The following is a 16,386-nucleotide window of genomic DNA, read 5'->3' as shown; positions in this document are numbered from 1 at the left end:
CCTCTCGGATGGGATGGGGACGGGTGTCGGAGCGGTGATCGAGTGGTTGTGGAGCGGTAGTCGAGTGGGTTCCTGCCGGTTCAACTGCCTCTGTGGGGACCGGAGTCCGAGTCAGGACCCGGCCCCCGGTCCGAGTCCGGGCGCTGCCCGTGGTCCGAGCCCGCGTACGGCCGCTGGTCCCAGGTCGGGCGCTGCCCGTGGTCCGCGGTCGGGTACGGCCCCTGATCCGAGGCCGGGCGGGACCCCTGATCCAGGCGCGGGTAGGGCCCGGACCGCGGTTCCCCCGGCGCCTCCCCTCCCGGCGCCAGGGCGGCCAGGGGAAGCTCCAGGCGTACCTCCGTCCCCTTGGCCGCCCTGCCCTTGCCGATGCGGATGCGGGCGCCGATCGAGGCCGCGCGTTCGACCATGCCGACGAGGCCGAAGTGGCCGGCCCGCCGGAGGTCGTCGAGGGTGGTGCCCCAGGGGAGGCCCTGGCCGTCGTCGTACACGCTGACGCGCAGGACGTCGCCCTTGATGCCGGCCAGGACGACGAGGTAGGTGGGGTGGGCGTGCCGGTGGGCGTTCTCCATCGCTTCGGAGGCGACCGTGAGGAGCTGGCGGGCGACGACCTGGGGGACCAAGGGGACGGGGGTGTCGCCGAGGGTGCGGAACACGGTGTCCGTGCCGTGGCGACGGGTGAAGTCGTCTGCTCGGGCGCGGAGTTCGCCGACGATGTCGACCCCGCCGTCCAGGCCGGACTCGCGGCGCAGGTCGGAGAGGAGCTCGCGGGACTCGGCGGCGGCCCGCCGGGCGGAGCGGGCCACCAGTTCGGCCTGGTGTCTGACGGTGAGCGGGTCCACGCGGTCGGCGGAGTGGGCCAGGCCGTCGGCGGCGAGGGCCAGGCCGTGGAGGGTCTTGGCGACGGAGTCGTGCATCTCGCGGGCCAGCCGCGCGCGTTCGCCCTCGACGGCCACGCTGACGGCGAGCCGGGCCCGGGTCTCGGTGAGTGCCTGGCTGGCCGAGCCGACGCGGAGCATCAGGTTGCGCAGGGCGACGCCGACCGCCCCGGCGAGGACGCAGAAGCCGGGGAGGAGCAGGACGGAGGCCAGGCCGCCGGTCCGCAGCTGGCCCTCGGCCGCGTAGGCGGCGGCCAGGATGAGGCACTGTACGGCGGCGAAGACGCCCGCAGCCCGCCAGCCGTAGAGCAGTCCGGCCAGGAGCGGGGTGCAGACGACGGCGTAGCCGAGGGACGACTCGGGGGTCGCCGTGAACAGGAGCAGGGCGCCGAATCCCGTGTCGGCGCCGAGCAGGAGCGGGTGGCGGACGAGGAGCGGCCCGAAGCGTTCCCAGTCGCGGTGCAGGGCGTACGAGGCGACGACCGTCACCAGGACGGCGGAGGCGACGAGCCAGCTCGCGAGGCCGGGGGCGGTGTTGGCGAGGGCCTGCGGGGTACCGATGGCGATCATGGCGAGCCGGAAGAGGAACACCTGGCGGGCCAGTGCCGAGAGGGCGTTGACCTGGATGGAGACGGTCGGCGCCGGTCCGGTGGGGGTGGACAGGGCGGCGTGCCGCGACTCCTCGGCGTCCGGGTGCAGGGAGATCGTCATCGGCGGCCGCTCACTCCCCCGTGAGGGATCCGAGGCTGGTGTCGGATCCGAGCAGCATGGCGGCGCCCATGAGGATCATGGTGGCGGGGATCATGAAGGTGGTGACCATCAGGGTGGCCTTCGGGACCGCTTTGGCGGCCTTGCGCCGGGCGTTCTGCGCGTCGGTGCGGCGCATGTCGTTGGCGATGGCGATGAGGGTGTCGACGATCGGCGCACCGAGTTCCTCCCCCTGCTGAAGGGCGGTGACGAACATGGCGACCTGCTCGGAGTCGTTGCGCCGGCGCAGTTCGTCGAAGGCCTGGCGGCGGCTCACGCCCATGTCCATCTGCCGCAGGGTGATGCGCAGTTCGTCGGACCAGGGGCCCTGGTACTTCTCGGCGACCCGGTCGAGGGCCTGGCGGAAGCCGAGGCCCGCGGAGACGACGACGGCGAGGACGTCGAGGAAGTCGGGGAGGGTGCGGTCGATGTCGTCCCGGCGCTTGCGGACGGCGGCCCAGATGCCCACCTCGCCCCAGAACAGGCCGAAGGCGACCATGAACAGGGCCATGAAGATCTTGCCGCTGCTGAGCATGGCGAAGGCGGCGAAGCCTCCGAGGGCGCTGTAGACGGCGCGGCGGGCGGCGTAGCGGTCGAGGGTGAGGCCGCCGGGGTTGCCGGCCATGTCGATCTTGCGGCGCTTCTCGTTGACCTTCTTGGGCCCCATCAGGCGCAGGACCAGGGGGGCCCAGCGCATGCCGAGCCGGTCGATGCCGGAGCCGACGGCGGTGGTGCGCGTCGAGCCGACTTCGAGGGCGAGCGCGAGGTCACCGGGGAGGGTGGCCTCGGCGCGGTACATCCGTACGCCCTTGAAGACGCCGAGCACGCTGAGGCCGACGACGAGGGCGAGCAGCAGTTCCATTCCGGTCCCCTCCTCAGATATCGATCTTGGAAATGCGGCGGATGGCGACGAAGCCCAGGGCGTAGAGGCCGAGCGAGACGATGACGGCGATCTGGCCGGGGACCGATCCCGTCATACGGTCGAGCGCTCCGGGGAGGATCGAGTTGACGAGGAGCATCGCGCCGATGCCGATGGCCGGGACGGCGTAGGCGGTGGTGTTGACCTGGGAGAGCTGGGTGCGGACCTCGCGCCGGGTCTCCTTGCGCTCCTCGAGGGTGACGGTGAGGTTACGCAGGGAGGAGACGACCTGGCCACCGGCCCGGTTGGAGAGGATCAGGGTCGAGACGAGGACGACGAGTTCGCGCGAGGGCAGACGCTCGGCGAGTTCGTCGAGGGCGTCGTCGAGGGTGCGGCCGACGGCGAGCTGGTCGGCCACGACCCGGAGTTCGTCCCCGGCGGGCGCCTCGAGTTCGTCGGCGGCCATGGCGATGGAGGTGCGCAGGGAGAGTCCGGCCTGGGTGGCGTTGGCCAGGACCCGGGAGATCTCGGGCAGCTGGCCGATGAAGGCCTCGGTGCGCTTGGTGCGGTGCCAGGTGAGGAAGGTGTTGGCGCCCCAGATCCCGATGATCCCGGCCAGCGGCCCGAAGAAGGAGGCGAGGACGGAGGCGGCGATCAGCCAGAGGGCCGCCACCGAGCACACGACGTAGAAGAAGTACTCGCCCGGAGTGAGGTCGAGGCCGGTGGCCGCGAGTTTCAGCTCGATCCTCTTGCCCAGCTTCGTACGGCGCAGCCGGCGGTCCAGTGCCCGGAAGCGGCGCTGGGGGCCCATGTCGATCTGCCCGGTCGAGGAGAGCCGGTCGACGAGTGCTTCGCGCTGGGCCTTGCCCGAGGTGTAGGAGTGCAGGCCCATGACGCCGAGTACGCAGCACAGCAGCGTGACGCCGAGGGTGAGCGGTGCGAGGTTGTCCATGTCGGGGTACCTATCTGGCCTCTCGGGTGGCGAGGTATTCGTCCGACGGGGCGACCCCGAAGGCCTGGGGGATCGGCTGGCCGGCCATGTAGAGCCGGTCGGCGATCCGGCGGGGGAGCGGGAGGGCCTGGAACTCGCCGTGGACCACCCCGTCGGTGGACATCGGCCGGGCGTCGAACCGGGCCACCGTGACGATCCGGTAGGGGTCGCGGCCGTGCGAGTCGAGCACCGCGATCTCGGTGACCTTCCTGGTGCCGTCGGCGTGCCGGGTCAGCTGGACGATCACGTCGACCGCGCTGTTGATCTGGTCGTGCAGCGCCTCGAAGGGGATCTTGATCTCGGACATCGACGCAAGGGTCTGGAGGCGCATCAGGGCGTCCTCCGCGCTGTTGGCGTGGACCGTGGCCAGCGAGCCGTCGTGGCCGGTGGACATCGCCTGGAGCATGTCGAGCGACTCTCCGCCACGGACCTCACCGACGACGATGCGGTCGGGGCGCATGCGCAGGGAGTTGCGCACCAGGTCGCGGATGGTGACCTGCCCCTTGCCTTCGACGTTGGCCGGGCGGGTCTCGAGCCGGATCACGTGGTTCTGCTGGAGCTGGAGCTCGGCCGAGTCCTCGATGGTCACGATGCGTTCGCCGTCGGGGATGAGCCCGGAGAGCGCGTTGAGGAGCGTGGTCTTGCCCGTGCCGGTGGCCCCGGAGACGATCACGTTGAACTTGGCCTGGACGAGGCCGGCGAGCAGCAGCAGCATCTGCTGGTCCAGCGAGCCGAAGCCGATCATCTCCTGGAGCGAGAAGGACCGGGGGAAGCGCCGGATGGTCAGGGTCGCGCCGGTGAGCGAGAGCGGCGGGATGATCACGTTGACGCGCTCACCGCTGGGCAGGCGGGCGTCGACCATGGGGTTGGCCTCGTCCACCCGCCGGTTGACCGTGGAGACGATGCGCTCGATGGTCTGCATGAGCTGCTCGTGGCTGGCGAAGCGCATCGGGAGCTGCTCGACGCGGCCCGCGCGCTCCACGAAGATCTGGTCCGGGCCGTTGACCATGATCTCCGTGATGGAGGCGTCCTCCAGGAGGGGTTCGAGGACACCGAGGCCCAGCGCCTCGTCGACGACCCGACGGATGAGCTGGGAGCGTTCGACGGTGGAGAGGACCGGGCCCTCACGGCTGATGATGTGGCCCAGGACGCGTTCCAGCCGGGCCCGGCGGTCGGCGGCGGCCAGCGAGGACATCTCCGCGAGGTCGATCTCCTCCAGGAGCTTCGCGCGGTACGTGGCGACCAGGTGGCCGTCCTCCCGTCCCCCTCCGCGCTCCTCGGGGGCGGTGATGCGGGCCCGCAGGCTCATGGGTCGTACTCCTCGGATGCGATGGGTGTGCTCAGTCGCGGGGCATGGTGGCGGACTTCTCCACGGTCCGGTCACCGAGCAGGCCGAGCAGGACGTCCGGGATCTTCACGCTGACCCTCACCGTGACCGTGTCGCCGCCCGTGGGCGGGGAGATCCGGGCGCGGTCGGCCACCCAGCCGGTCATCGACGCCCTGCCGACGCGCTCGTACGACCCGGACAGGTCGTCCTGCGAGGCGGTGCGGGCGGCCGCCCGGGCGCCGGTGCCCGCCTGCTGGGCGGTGTAGGCGACCAGCCCCAGCTGGAGGCCGGCCAGGCCGATGAGGATGAGCACGGGCAGGAAGCCGAGGTACTCGATGGCGGTCGAGCCGCGGTCCCCGCCTCTGCCCTGCCGCGGGCGGGCGGTACGGGAGGTGCGTACGGCTGCCCTCCGCCTGCCCCGCTCCGGCGGGGCCGTGTGTCGAGTGCGTACGGCCCGATCCGGCAGGGCCGCGTGTGGGGTGCGTACCGGTCCCATGACGCGTCACTTCCCTTCCGCGGCCGCGCCGGCGGTCGCGCTGACGGGGATGGGGAGGTCGGCGAAGCCCGGGAACAGGGCGGGGGCCTTGAGGGTGACGCTGACCGTGACCACGTCGTGGGAATCGGACGAGGGGCAGCGAGTGACCGCGGCACCCTCCCAGGCGCCCGGGAGCCGTTCGTTCACGGCGTCCTGGCAGCGTGCCGTCCGGTCCCGCCCAGCGGCCACCGCCGTGCGTACGCCCTCGTCCGCCGCACCGCTCGCCAGCGTGAACGTGTAGCCCACCAGGACCGCCTGCCAGAGCAGCACCAGCGTCACCAGGATGATCGGTACCATCCCGGTGAACTCGACGATCAGCTGTCCCCGGTCGCTCCTCAGACGCGCTCGTATCCGGTCCGGTGCACCCGTGGTCCGCATCGCTGTCAGCCTCCCCCGCCGCTCGTGCCGCCCTTGCGCCGTCGGCCCCCGATGGATCCCCTGTCGCCGCGCAGTACGCGGCCGCGCGACTCCGCTCCCGGGGAAGGCTTCACGAGTCCGAGCTCTCCCGCCAGGGCCCACAGGGCCTGTTTCACGGTGGAGCGTGGGTCCAGCTCGTGCATCCGCCCGGCGTCCACCGCGCCCTGGAGTTCCTTGAAGTTCGCGGGTACCGCCGTTCCTGCCATGCGGGTCCCGGTGATCCGCTGAATCAGCGGGGGCTGGATCTCCGTGTTGCGGTTGAAGCGGTTGACGAGCGTGACCGTCTCCTCCGCCTTGCGGATCTGGAGCCGGTCCCACATCCGGACGATGCGCTTGGCGCCCCGCACCGCGACCACGTCCGGAGTGGTCACCAGGACCGCGGTGTCGGCCATCTCGATCGCGGCGGCGTTGGCGCCGTTCATCTGGCTTCCGCAGTCGATGACGACGATCTCGTAGCGCGAGCGCAGGGCACTGACGATCTGGCGGGCGGAACGGTCGCTGACCTCTTCCCCGCGTTCGCCCTCGCCGGGTGCCAGCAGCAGCGCCAGGCCCGTGTCGTGCGAGAAGACGGCGTCGGACAGGACCCGCGGCGAGATGTCGGTGATGGCCGCCAGGTCCACGACGGAACGCCGGAACTGCACGTCGAGGTAGGCGGCGATGTCGCCGGTCTGCAGGTCCAGGTCGACGAGTGCCGCCGTGTACCCCGAGGCCTGCGCGGCGAGGGCCAGCTGTACGGCGGCGAGGGTCGCGCCCACTCCCCCCTTGGCCCCCGTCACGGTGACCACGGTGCCCCCGGGCCCGGTGAACACGTCGCTGCCCGCCCCCAGGTGGCGTCGCACCCCGGTGGACCACTGCGCGGCGGCCTGCACCCGGTTGGCGAGTTCCTCGTAGCTCAGGGGGAGGGTGGCCAGCCCCCTCGCCCCCGCGTCCATGGCCGCGGCGAAGAGTCCGGGACTCGCGTCCGCGGTGAACAGCACGACACCCACGGCGGGGAAGCGCAGGGAGACCTCCCGGATCAGTTCCAGGGCGGGCACCGGACCGATGCGCTCGTGCACCAGCACGACCTCGGGCAGCTCCTCGATGGACTCGCCGGCCAGCCGGGCGAGGGTGTCGATGAGCTGCGTCGAGTCGCCGACCGGAGCCGCCGGCTCCGCCTCGGGGAGCTGGCTGAGCAGGGTGGTGACGGACCTGGCCGCGTCGGCGTCACCGACGGCCGGGAGGATTCTGGTGGTCATCCCGTCCTCACTTGTCCTTGTCCAGCGTGTAGGTGCGGTCGCCCGGGCGGATGGTGCCGTCGCTGCCCGGCGCGATGAGTGCGAGACGTACGTGCAGGGCGAAGGACTCGGCGTAGGCCACGCGCTGGGTGTCGAGCGTGCTGAGCGCGAAGGTGATCGGCACGGCCTCGGTCGCCTGGTTCCTGTCGGTCCTGCGCGGCTCCAGCGGGGTCAGCTCGCCGACGTCGAGGACCTTGGCGTTGGAGACGATGACCTTGGACTGGGACGCCTCGCCGTCCCGCTCGCCCTCGAAGGTGGCGTAGATGTTCACCTTGTCGTTCGGCCGGATCTTGCCCGCCACACCGGTCGCGGCGTCGATCATGATGGCGATCTCCTGCTCGCCGGGCTTCAGTTCGGGGCTCCTCGCCATCATGTCGGACTGCATGAGGGAGCCGGCCTTGAGGTCGGTGACGGCGATCTTGCCGTTGACCTCGTCCAGATCCGTGACGGCGTTGTCCGACAGCCAGCGCTTGGGCATCGACACCTTCTCGAACTGCGCGGCGGACAGGTCCGTGTACGGCGATACGTTCTGCTTGAGCCGGTAGGCGGAGACCTCGGGCCCGACCTTGGAGTTGACGTCGCTGATCACCGAGAGCACCCCGGCGAAGGCACCGAAGGCGCACAGGACCGACAGGAGCAGGAGTATCACGCCGCGGCGCTGGCGGGAGTTCATGGCCGGACAACCTCGTTCGAATCGGATGGGTGGGCGGCGGACGGAGGGGGCTGAGCGGCGGAGGGACGGGGTGCGGTGTCCGGGCGGCGGCGCTCGGGTGCTAGGAGCCCGGTGGCGCGGACGCTCCATGGCTCAGGACAGCCGCGGGGCGCATTCGGTTCTCGGGCGGGGCCAGGGGCGAGGAACAGAACCCGCAGCGGTCGCCGATGAGTTCCATTCCGCACCAGGGGCAGTTCTCCCGGCGCACGGAGGAAACGAGTTGGTAGAGCACCGAGATGTCCGGCAGATAGGAGGCGAATTCCACCAGCCTTCCGGTGCCCCACCACCGCGGGGAACCCGAAGGCAGCGGGCATTCGTGAACGGCCTGGACGTTCCAGGCGGGAGCCAGGGTCTGCTGTACCCATTCGGATGACGACTGGCCTTTGGCCACGAGCAGATGAGTGCCGAACGCCGGTCCGGCCGGCGGCTCGGCCCCCGGTCCGATTCTGACGAGCCGGGGGCTGGGTCCGGCGAGTACGGCGAACTGGGAACCCGGCACCCATGACCTGGCGTGCGTCTTCAGGCTGACGGGGACCCGGTCCAGCCGGGCGACCGAGTTCAGCAGCGCGCCGGCGTGGATGTAGTGGGTGAGCAGCCGGGCCGCCGACGCCACCACACCGGGGCTGAAGTCGCAGATCGACAGCTGGCGCAGCTGACGCACCAGCACGGCCACCCCGAGCGGCGGCAGGTCCACCCTGAGCAGGGCGATCCGGTCGCTCTCCATGACGGAGCGGATGGCGTGCAGGCGTCGCTCGTGGGCCTGGCCGATCCCTGACGGATAGATCACGACGACATGGCCGTGCTGCTCCAGAAGCAGGTGCATGTCACCGATCGCGAGGTCGAGGGTCTGGGCGTCGGGGTCCTGCAACAGGGCCGCTGTCGGGGTCTGCTGATCGGTCGGCGGCAGCACCAGATCAGCGCTCGTCACTGCTATTGCGGTCGGCACGCTCTTCCCCGTTCGGCTCCGGCCGCGGTCGTCGTGACCCCGGCCGCAAACACTCCTGTTCCGCGCTTCTTCCTCAGCACTTTAGCCACGTCCTACCAGGCGGAGAACAGATAGCGGAGTCCAGTACGGCAACGTTCCGCGACAGGCGTTCGCAGGGCCTCCGTGCGAAACGGTACGAAAACCGAACTGGTTAACTCCTGTACCACTGCGCAGGGTTACCTCGCGCGCCGGGGTTTGAAGGGCGCGGCAATTCGTTCACCCACGTCAGGGCGGCCCGCGGCCGATCCGTGGCCCCGTGTGCGATATCCCGAGCACGCCCGCTCCGTGACGATCCGGGAAGTGCTCGCGGTTCCGCGGCGACTCACCCGCGCGAGTGCATCCACCGGATCCGGACGTCACCTTCCGGCACCCGCGAGGGCCGCCGGCGGACGCTCCCGGCCGCATCCGCTCCGCCGGAGGCCTTGACAACTCTATTGGTCTGGACCAGTTTATCGCCCAACGGTGGCCACCGTTCCCCGCCGGAACCCCCCGACTCCCCCACCGGAGGCAGCAAGTGGAACGCTCCGCACGCAGCAGACGCAGAAGCCGCCGTACCCGGCCCCTCCTCGGCGCGGCCGTCGCCGTGGTCGCGGCCGGGGCCCTGACCGTCACCGGGCCCGTCAGCAGCGCGGAAGCGGCCGACATCAACGTCGCCAAGAACGCCGGATTCGAATCCGGCCTCGCCGGCTGGACCTGTTCCGGCGGCAGCGGCACCACCGTGTCCTCCCCCGTCCACGGCGGCTCCTCGGCACTCAAGGCCACCCCGGCCGGCCAGGACAACGCCAGGTGCACGCAGACCGTGGCGGTGAAACCCGGCTCCACGTACACCCTGAGTTCCTGGGTGCAGGGCGGTTACGCCTACCTGGGCGCGAGCGGCACCGGCACGACGGACGTCTCCACCTGGACGCCCGGCTCCGGTACCTGGACGCAGCTGAGGACCAGTTTCACCACCGGCCCCTCCACCACTTCCGTGACGGTCTACACCCACGGCTGGTACGGCCAGGCGGCCTACCTCGCAGACGACGTCGCGGTCACCGGACCCGACGGCGGCGGCGGTACGGACGAGCCCGGCCCCGCCGTGCCCGGCGCCCCCGCCGGCCTGGCGGTGGGCACCACGACGTCCTCCTCCGTGGCCCTGTCCTGGAACGCCGTCTCCGGTGCGACCGGCTACACCGTCTACCGGGACGGCGCGAAGGCGGCCACCTCGACCGGCACCGCCGCGACGGTGACCGGCCTGGCCGCGGACACGGCGTACCAGTTCTCGGTGAGCGCAACCAACGCCGCCGGCGAGTCGGTCAGGTCCGCCACGGTCAGCGGCCGTACGGCGAAGGCGGACACCCCCGGCCCAGGCCCGGTGACCTCCGTGCCCAAGCACGCGGTGACCGGCTACTGGCAGAACTTCAACAACGGCGCCACCGTCCAGAAGATCAGCGACGTGCCCGCGCACTACGACATCATCGCCGTCTCCTTCGCGGACGCCACGGCGACTCCGGGCGCCGTCACGTTCAACCTGGACTCGGCGGGACTGGGCGGCTACACGGTCACGCAGTTCAAGGCCGACATCAAGGCCAAGCAGGCGGCCGGCAAGAACGTCATCATCTCGATCGGCGGCGAGAAGGGAACGGTCTCCGTCAACAGCGACGCCTCCGCCACCGCATTCGCCGACTCGGTCTACGCGCTCATCCGGGAGTACGGCTTCAACGGGGTCGACATCGACCTGGAGAACGGTCTGAACTCGACGTACATGACGAAGGCGCTGCGCTCGCTGTCCGCGAAGGCGGGTTCCGGTCTCGTCATCACGATGGCCCCGCAGACCATCGACATGCAGTCGACGTCAGGGGAGTACTTCAAGACGGCACTCAACGTCAAGGACATCCTGACCGTCGTCAACATGCAGTACTACAACAGTGGTTCGATGCTCGGATGTGACGGCAAGGTCTACGCACAGGGCTCGGTGGACTTCCTGACCGCGCTCGCCTGCATCCAGCTGGAGGGCGGCCTCGCCCCGTCCCAGGTCGGTCTCGGCGTCCCCGCCTCGACCCGGGGCGCGGGCAGCGGCCACGTCTCCCCGTCCGTCGTGAACGCGGCGCTGGACTGCCTGGCCAAGGGCACCGGCTGCGGTGCGTTCAAGCCGTCCCGGACGTACCCGGACATCCGGGGGGCGATGACCTGGTCGACGAACTGGGACGCCACGGCCGGCAACGCCTGGTCGAACGCCGTCGGCCCGCACGTCCACGGCCTTCCGTAGCCGAGGACCCGAAGCCGCAGCGCCGCCGCTCCCCCGGCGGCGCTGCCGGCGTTCCGGGCCCCTCCCCCGCCGTGTGCGCCTCTCTCCCCGGGCGGAGCCCGCAGGCGTCACCAGGGCAGCTCGCGCACCTGCTGGACGCACAGCACGACGAACAGCAGGCCCGCCGCCGCGAGCATCCCGTTGCTGAGCCATCCGTTGCGCCACTGCGGCGGGGTACGGGAGGAGTTGAGCAGCCACAGCAGGGTCAGGGCCAGGAAGGGCATGAAGAACGCGCCGAGCACTCCGTAGGCGATGACCAGGCCGAACGGCTCGTCGAGCCAGAGCAGGGCCATCGGCGGGAAGGTCAGCCAGAGCAGGTACGCGCGAAAGGGCAGGGACCGCTCCTGGCGGCCGACCGCGGCGCTCCCCGCGTGCTCCGCGCCCTCGGGGCGGCGGCCGGCCCCCATCCGCTCGACGAAGTCGGCGAACATCAGGCTGACGCCGTGCCACACGCCGATGAGCGATGAGAACGACGTGGCGAAGAAGCCGACCAGGAACAGTTTCGCGGTGGCCGGGCCGAAGCGGTCCTCCAGGACCTGTCCGAGGTCGATCAACCCTCGGTCGCCCTTGGCCAGAGCGAGGTGGGAGGCGTGCAGCAGTTCGGCCCCGACGACGAGCATGGCGACGACGAAGATGCCCGTGGTGATGTAGGCGACCCGGTTGTCGAGCCGCATGACCTTCATCCAGGACGAGTCGGACCAGCCCTTGGCGTTCACCCAGTACCCGTAGGCCGCCATCGTGATGGTGCCGCCGACCCCGCCGATCAGCCCGAGCGTGTAGACGAGGGAGCCGTCCGGGAGCACGGGGAGCAGTCCGGCGAACGAGGCGCCGACGTCGGGGACGACGCGGGCGGCGACGTAGACCACGACGACGAACATCACGCCGACCAGGACCGTCATGACCTTCTCGAAGACGGCGTACTGGTTGAACCAGACGAAGACCAGCCCGACCAGCCCCGTGATGATCGCCCAGGTCTTGAGCCCGGGGCCGTCGGGGAAGAGGGCCACGATGGGCAGGGCGCTGGAGGACATGGCCGTCGCGCCGTACACGAAGCCCCAGACGACGACGTACACCGCGAAGTAGACGGTGGTCCATCCGCCGAGGCTGCGCCAGCCGTCGAACAGGGTGCGGCCGGTGGCGAGGTGCCAGCGGCCGACCGCTTCTGCGAGGGAGATCTTGACGAGGCAGCCGATCACGGCCGCCCACATGAGGGTGTAGCCGAATCTGCTGCCGGCGATGAGCGTCGCGACCAGGTCCCCGGCACCGACGCCGGTGGCGGCGACGACGATACCGGGGCCGATGTACCGCCAGCTGGACGCGCGCTGCGGGGAGCTGGACTCCCCTGTTCCCGTGGTGCTGTTCGTCTCCGCCATGCCGATCAACGAAGCGTACGGAGAGGGATCGCGCAAGAGGGCGTGCGCCGCCGTCCGTCCTCGTGGGGAGCGGAACCTCAGATGACCAGGCTCAGTGCGGCCGCGACCACGAAGCCGGCGACCGAGAGGACCGTCTCCAGGACGGTCCAGGACTTGAGGGTGTCCCGCTCCGAGATGCCGAAGTACTTGGACACCATCCAGAAGCCGCCGTCGTTGACGTGCGAGGCGAAGATGGAGCCCGCCGAGATGGCCATGATGATCAGGGCGAGGTGCGGCTGCGACATGCCCTGGCCCTCGACGAGCGGGACGACGATGCCGGCCGTGGTGACGATCGCGACCGTCGCCGACCCCTGGGCGACCCGCAGCACCACGGAGATCAGCCAGGCGAGCAGGATGACCGGCAGCCCCACGTCGTTGAAGGTGTCGGCGAGCGCGTTCGCGATGCCGCTGCCCTTGAGTACGGCTCCGAAGATCCCGCCCGCGCCGACGACCAGCAGGATGTTGCCGACCGGCTTGAGGGACGAGGTGGAGACCTTTTCGAGCGACGTGCGGGACCAGCCGCGCCGGATGCCCAGCAGGTAGTACGCCAGGAACAGCGCGATCGTCAGCGCGACGAAGGGGTTGCCGAAGAACTCGATGACGGAGCGCGGGGTGGAGGGGTCCAGGGCGATGGAGGAGAACGTCGCGGCGAGGATCAGGACCAGCGGGGTGCCGATGATGGCGAGTACGGTGCCGAGGGCGACGGGCTTCTCGTGCGGGGTGACCCCGGCGGCCCGCTGTTCGGCGGCGACGGCGGCCTTGGCCTCGGCGGCGGCCTCGACCATGTCCTGCGGTACGTCGACGAAGAGGCGCTTGCCGATCCACGCGGCGTACCCCCAGGCGGCGAGGACGGACGGGATGCCGACGACGGCGCCCATCACGATGACCCAGCCGAGGGAGACGTCGAAGAGTCCCGCGGCGGCGACCGGGCCGGGGTGCGGCGGCAGGAACGCGTGGGTCATGGAGAGCCCCGCCAGCAGCGGCATCGCGTACAGCAGGATCGATTTTCCGGAGCGCTTGGCGGCGGCGTAGACGATCGGCGCGAGGACGAAGATGCCGACGTCGAAGAAGACCGGGATGCCGAAGATCAGGCCCGTGAGGCCCATGGCGAGCGGCGCGCGCTTCTCACCGAAGAGGTTCAGCAGGCGGGCGCTCAGCGCCTCCGCCCCGCCGGACACCTCGAGGATCGCGCCGAGCATCGTGCCGAGGCCGATGATGATGGCGACGTGGCCGAGGATGCCGCCCATGCCGGACTCGATGACGGAGACGGCGGCGGACTTCTGGACCGTGCCGAAGAGTTCGGTGACGGAGAGGCCGGCACCCAGGCCGACGGCTATGGAGACGGCGAGCAGCGCGACGAACGGCTGCAGTCTGACCTTGATGATGAGGAAGAGGAGCAACGCGATGCCGAGGGCGGCGACGGTCAGCAGACCGGCGGTGCCGTCGATCAGGAGGAGGAGTCCACCGGTGTGGGGTGGCGCCTCGACCGGCGCGGGGGTGGCGGCGAGCAGCATGGTCGTTCAACTCCGGGGGTGACAGGGGTCCTTCGGGGCAGGGGGGAGCGCGGCACGGCGCTCCCGTGGGACGGGGACGGGGCGCCGGGCCGTGGTGCGGGGTGGTGCGGAGGGACAAGCCGGTCCGGTGGATCAGCCGAGGACCGCGAGGGCGTCGATCTCGATGAGGAGTCCCGCGGGGAGGCCCACGTAGACCGTGGTGCGGGCGGCGGCGGGGGCGGTGAGGCCCTGGGCCTCGAAGTACTCGTTGTAGATCGCGTTCATCTCGGCGAAGTGGTCGACGTCCGTGAGGTAGACACGCATCATCATCACGTCGTCCCAGCTCGCGCCGCCCTCCTCCAGGATCGCCTTGACGTTGGCGAAGGTCTGCAGGGTCTGCTCGCGCAGCGTCGGACCGGCCGGGGTGGGTGCCTGGCCCGGCACGGCGGGCAGGAAGCCGACCTGGCCCGCGACCTGGAGGATGTTCCCCTTCCGCACGCCGTGCGAGAACCTGGCGGGCGGCGTGGTGTGGGTGCTGGGGGTGAGAGCGGTCTTCTCGGTCATGGTGGTTCAGGCTTTCTTGGTGGGGGTGCTGCCGGAGTACTCCCGGCTGATGGCGTCGGCGGTGCGCCGCACCAGGGGGAGCAGGGTGAGGAGTTCCTCGGCCGTGACGACCACGTTCGGCGCGGACACCGACATGGCGGCGACGACCCGCCCGTCCGCACCCCGGATGGGGGCGCCGACGCAGTTGATGGACTCCTCGTGGCCGCCGAGGTCGGTGGCCCATCCCTGTTCGCGTACGACGGCGAGCTCCCGGAGGAACGCGCCGGCGTTCGGGACCGAACGGGACGTGTACATGGGGTAGTCGAGCTTCTCGGCGATCGCGCGCCGCTCCGGCTCGGTCAGGTCGGCGAGGAGCAGCTTGGCGACGGCGGCGACGGTGATCGCGACGGGCTTGCCGATACGGGAGTACATCCGCACCGGGTAGCGGCTCTCGACCTTGTCGATGTAGAGGACCTCGTTCTCCTCGTACACCGCGAGGTGGACGGTGTGTCCGCACTGCTCGTTGAGCTCGACGAGGTGGTTGTGGGCGATCTCGCGCACGTCGAGGTTCTCGACGGCCTCCTGCGCGAGGGCGAAGAGCCGGGCGCCGAGGCGGTAGCGCTGGTCCTGCTGGCGGTAGACGAGTCCGTGCTCGTGGAGCGTGCGCAGGAGCCGCAGGGCCGTGGACTTGTGGACGCCGAGCCGTTCGGCGACCTGTCCGAGATCGGCCGGTCCCTGGGCGAGCAGCGGCAGGATGCTCAGCGCGCGGTCGACGGTCTGGCTCATGTGACTCGTACCTCCTCGGATGCCTGGCCGGCCGCAGTCCAGCCGGGGCCGAGACGAAGTGTCTCCCAGGCGGTGTCGTCCAGTGCCGCGAGGCGGTCGGCATGGGCGCGCGCCGGGGGCGCGGTGAGGTCGCCGGGGGCGGTGAGCACGGCCGCGGCCGCCAGGTGGCCGTGCCGGGCCCGGTCCCGCACGGGCAGGCCGCGCAGGGTTGCGGAGAGGAACCCGGCGGCGAAGGCGTCACCCGCGCCGACGGCGGCGACGACGTCCACGTGCAGGGCGGGGACGGTGGTGACGGTGTCCTCCCGCTCGCCGTCGGTGCGGGCGAAGACCGTCGCACCGTCGGCGCCCCGCTTCACGACGAGGACCTCGGGCTCCGGCAGGGCGGCACGGATCGCGTCGGCCCCCCGCACCCCCCAGGCGTCCTCGGCCTCGTCCTCGCCGACGAAGACGAGGTCGCTGCGGCGGGCCAGGCCGAGCAGGACCTCGGGGCCCGCGTCGCCCGTCCGCCACAGTCCCGGGCGGTGGTTGACGTCGAAGGAGATCAGCGGGCGGCCCTCGCGGGCGGCGGTGAGGTCGTGCAGCAGTGCCAGGCAGTCGGCGGAGAGCGCCGCCGTGATGCCGGACAGGTGCAGGACACGCCCGGTGAGGAGGTCTTCGTAGGGGACGTTGTGCGGGGACATCGCGGAGGCGGCGGACCCTGCCCGGTAGTACGCGACTTCGTAGGTGTCGGTGGCGCGGTCCGTGGCGGTGCGGAAGTAGATGCCGGTGGGGCGGTGCGGATCACGGCGTACGGCGGAGGTGTCGACCCCGTATCCGGCGATCGTGTCGACGAGGTGGTCGCCGAAGCCGTCGGCGCCGACCCGGCCTACCCACTTCGCCCGGTGGCCGGAGGCGGCCAGCGCGCAGGCGACGTTGGACTCGGCGCCGCCGATGCCGCGCGAGAAGGACGGGACGTCGGCGAGGCGGCCGGGCCGCGAGGGCAGGAACGTCACCATGGACTCGCCGAGGCAGACGACGTCCGCGTCCGCCGCGCTGGTCCTGGTCGCGGATCCGGGCACTCTGGGCTCCTCCTGGTCGGCCGTGGGCGCCGGTGCTCACCATTGACCCGGCATCGGCTCGGATGTTAGACAGCGGTTAGCGAGA

The 16,386-nt window shown here is 71.0% G+C and carries 15 protein-coding genes; 1 reads left to right on the top strand and 14 read right to left on the bottom strand.

What is annotated here, in order from left to right:
- Positions 1-80: 80 nt before the first annotated feature.
- From ACH4VO_RS00380 to ACH4VO_RS00340, 9 genes are all read right to left on the bottom strand, one after another.
- Entirely contained in the window at positions 81-1,586 is a 1,506-nt protein-coding gene (locus tag ACH4VO_RS00380) for a histidine kinase (RefSeq protein WP_360993159.1), read from the bottom strand.
- A gap of 10 nt (positions 1,587-1,596) precedes the next feature.
- Positions 1,597-2,484 carry a DUF5936 domain-containing protein gene (locus tag ACH4VO_RS00375; RefSeq protein WP_360993162.1) on the bottom strand — a complete coding sequence of 296 codons (888 nt, stop codon included), beginning with the start codon at positions 2,482-2,484 and terminating at the stop codon, positions 1,597-1,599.
- A gap of 13 nt (positions 2,485-2,497) precedes the next feature.
- The gene (locus ACH4VO_RS00370) at positions 2,498-3,433 is read right to left on the bottom strand and encodes a type II secretion system F family protein (RefSeq protein WP_360993165.1); all 936 of its coding nucleotides are present in this window, start codon (positions 3,431-3,433) and stop codon (positions 2,498-2,500) included.
- 10 nt (positions 3,434-3,443) lie between these two features.
- A complete protein-coding gene (locus ACH4VO_RS00365; RefSeq protein ID WP_360993168.1) occupies positions 3,444-4,781 on the bottom strand; it encodes a CpaF family protein in 1,338 nt (445 codons plus the stop codon).
- 31 nt (positions 4,782-4,812) lie between these two features.
- Positions 4,813-5,295: a TadE/TadG family type IV pilus assembly protein gene (locus tag ACH4VO_RS00360; protein ID WP_360993171.1), complete on the bottom strand. Its 483-nt coding sequence runs from the start codon at positions 5,293-5,295 to the stop codon at positions 4,813-4,815.
- A gap of 6 nt (positions 5,296-5,301) precedes the next feature.
- On the bottom strand, positions 5,302-5,712 hold the full coding sequence (locus tag ACH4VO_RS00355; RefSeq protein WP_360993174.1) for a pilus assembly protein: 411 nt from the start codon (positions 5,710-5,712) through the stop codon (positions 5,302-5,304).
- A 5-nt stretch (positions 5,713-5,717) separates the two neighbouring features.
- Positions 5,718-6,986: an AAA family ATPase gene (locus ACH4VO_RS00350; protein ID WP_360993178.1), complete on the bottom strand. Its 1,269-nt coding sequence runs from the start codon at positions 6,984-6,986 to the stop codon at positions 5,718-5,720.
- A gap of 7 nt (positions 6,987-6,993) precedes the next feature.
- Positions 6,994-7,698 carry a Flp pilus assembly protein CpaB gene (gene cpaB / locus ACH4VO_RS00345; RefSeq protein ID WP_360993181.1) on the bottom strand — a complete coding sequence of 235 codons (705 nt, stop codon included), beginning with the start codon at positions 7,696-7,698 and terminating at the stop codon, positions 6,994-6,996.
- Between the two features lie 100 nt (positions 7,699-7,798).
- On the bottom strand, positions 7,799-8,665 hold the full coding sequence (locus tag ACH4VO_RS00340; protein WP_360993184.1) for a hypothetical protein: 867 nt from the start codon (positions 8,663-8,665) through the stop codon (positions 7,799-7,801).
- A 571-nt stretch (positions 8,666-9,236) separates the two neighbouring features.
- Between ACH4VO_RS00340 and ACH4VO_RS00335 the strand changes: the two genes are divergently transcribed.
- Complete coding sequence (locus ACH4VO_RS00335) at positions 9,237-10,970, top strand: glycoside hydrolase family 18 protein (protein WP_360993187.1); 1,734 nt, start codon at positions 9,237-9,239, stop codon at positions 10,968-10,970.
- 107 nt (positions 10,971-11,077) lie between these two features.
- On the opposite strand, the gene ACH4VO_RS00330 is transcribed toward ACH4VO_RS00335, so the two are convergent.
- The 5 genes from ACH4VO_RS00330 to ACH4VO_RS00310 form a co-directional block, all read right to left on the bottom strand.
- Positions 11,078-12,382 carry an Nramp family divalent metal transporter gene (locus tag ACH4VO_RS00330; protein WP_360993189.1) on the bottom strand — a complete coding sequence of 435 codons (1,305 nt, stop codon included), beginning with the start codon at positions 12,380-12,382 and terminating at the stop codon, positions 11,078-11,080.
- Positions 12,383-12,459: 77 nt separating this feature from the next.
- Positions 12,460-13,935, bottom strand: a complete 1,476-nt coding sequence (locus ACH4VO_RS00325; RefSeq protein ID WP_360993191.1) for a gluconate:H+ symporter — start codon at positions 13,933-13,935, stop codon at positions 12,460-12,462.
- A 132-nt stretch (positions 13,936-14,067) separates the two neighbouring features.
- Positions 14,068-14,478, bottom strand: a complete 411-nt coding sequence (locus ACH4VO_RS00320; RefSeq protein ID WP_360993194.1) for a RidA family protein — start codon at positions 14,476-14,478, stop codon at positions 14,068-14,070.
- Positions 14,479-14,484: 6 nt separating this feature from the next.
- Positions 14,485-15,243: an IclR family transcriptional regulator gene (locus ACH4VO_RS00315; protein ID WP_360993196.1), complete on the bottom strand. Its 759-nt coding sequence runs from the start codon at positions 15,241-15,243 to the stop codon at positions 14,485-14,487.
- Positions 15,240-16,301 carry a sugar kinase gene (locus ACH4VO_RS00310; protein ID WP_360993199.1) on the bottom strand — a complete coding sequence of 354 codons (1,062 nt, stop codon included), beginning with the start codon at positions 16,299-16,301 and terminating at the stop codon, positions 15,240-15,242. Before ACH4VO_RS00310 ends, ACH4VO_RS00315 begins: the two co-directional genes overlap by 4 nt.
- Between the last annotated feature and the right edge of the window lie 85 nt (positions 16,302-16,386).

The organism is Streptomyces sp. NPDC020780, from assembly GCF_044334475.1.
Lineage (GTDB): Bacteria > Actinomycetota > Actinomycetes > Streptomycetales > Streptomycetaceae > Streptomyces.
Note: the sequence above shows the minus strand (reverse complement) of the source record. Positions and strands in the feature narration are given on the sequence as shown.

Coding starts and splice junctions, on each gene's coding strand:
- ACH4VO_RS00330 (WP_360993189.1), bottom strand. CDS start 12,382: ATGGCGGAGACGAACAGCACCACGGGAACAGGGGAGTCCAGCTCCCCG.
- ACH4VO_RS00365 (WP_360993168.1), bottom strand. CDS start 4,781: ATGAGCCTGCGGGCCCGCATCACCGCCCCCGAGGAGCGCGGAGGGGGA.
- ACH4VO_RS00375 (WP_360993162.1), bottom strand. CDS start 2,484: ATGGAACTGCTGCTCGCCCTCGTCGTCGGCCTCAGCGTGCTCGGCGTC.
- ACH4VO_RS00370 (WP_360993165.1), bottom strand. CDS start 3,433: ATGGACAACCTCGCACCGCTCACCCTCGGCGTCACGCTGCTGTGCTGC.
- ACH4VO_RS00325 (WP_360993191.1), bottom strand. CDS start 13,935: ATGCTGCTCGCCGCCACCCCCGCGCCGGTCGAGGCGCCACCCCACACC.
- ACH4VO_RS00355 (WP_360993174.1), bottom strand. CDS start 5,712: ATGCGGACCACGGGTGCACCGGACCGGATACGAGCGCGTCTGAGGAGC.
- cpaB (WP_360993181.1), bottom strand. CDS start 7,698: ATGAACTCCCGCCAGCGCCGCGGCGTGATACTCCTGCTCCTGTCGGTC.
- ACH4VO_RS00360 (WP_360993171.1), bottom strand. CDS start 5,295: ATGGGACCGGTACGCACCCCACACGCGGCCCTGCCGGATCGGGCCGTA.
- ACH4VO_RS00315 (WP_360993196.1), bottom strand. CDS start 15,243: ATGAGCCAGACCGTCGACCGCGCGCTGAGCATCCTGCCGCTGCTCGCC.
- ACH4VO_RS00380 (WP_360993159.1), bottom strand. CDS start 1,586: ATGACGATCTCCCTGCACCCGGACGCCGAGGAGTCGCGGCACGCCGCC.
- ACH4VO_RS00350 (WP_360993178.1), bottom strand. CDS start 6,986: ATGACCACCAGAATCCTCCCGGCCGTCGGTGACGCCGACGCGGCCAGG.
- ACH4VO_RS00320 (WP_360993194.1), bottom strand. CDS start 14,478: ATGACCGAGAAGACCGCTCTCACCCCCAGCACCCACACCACGCCGCCC.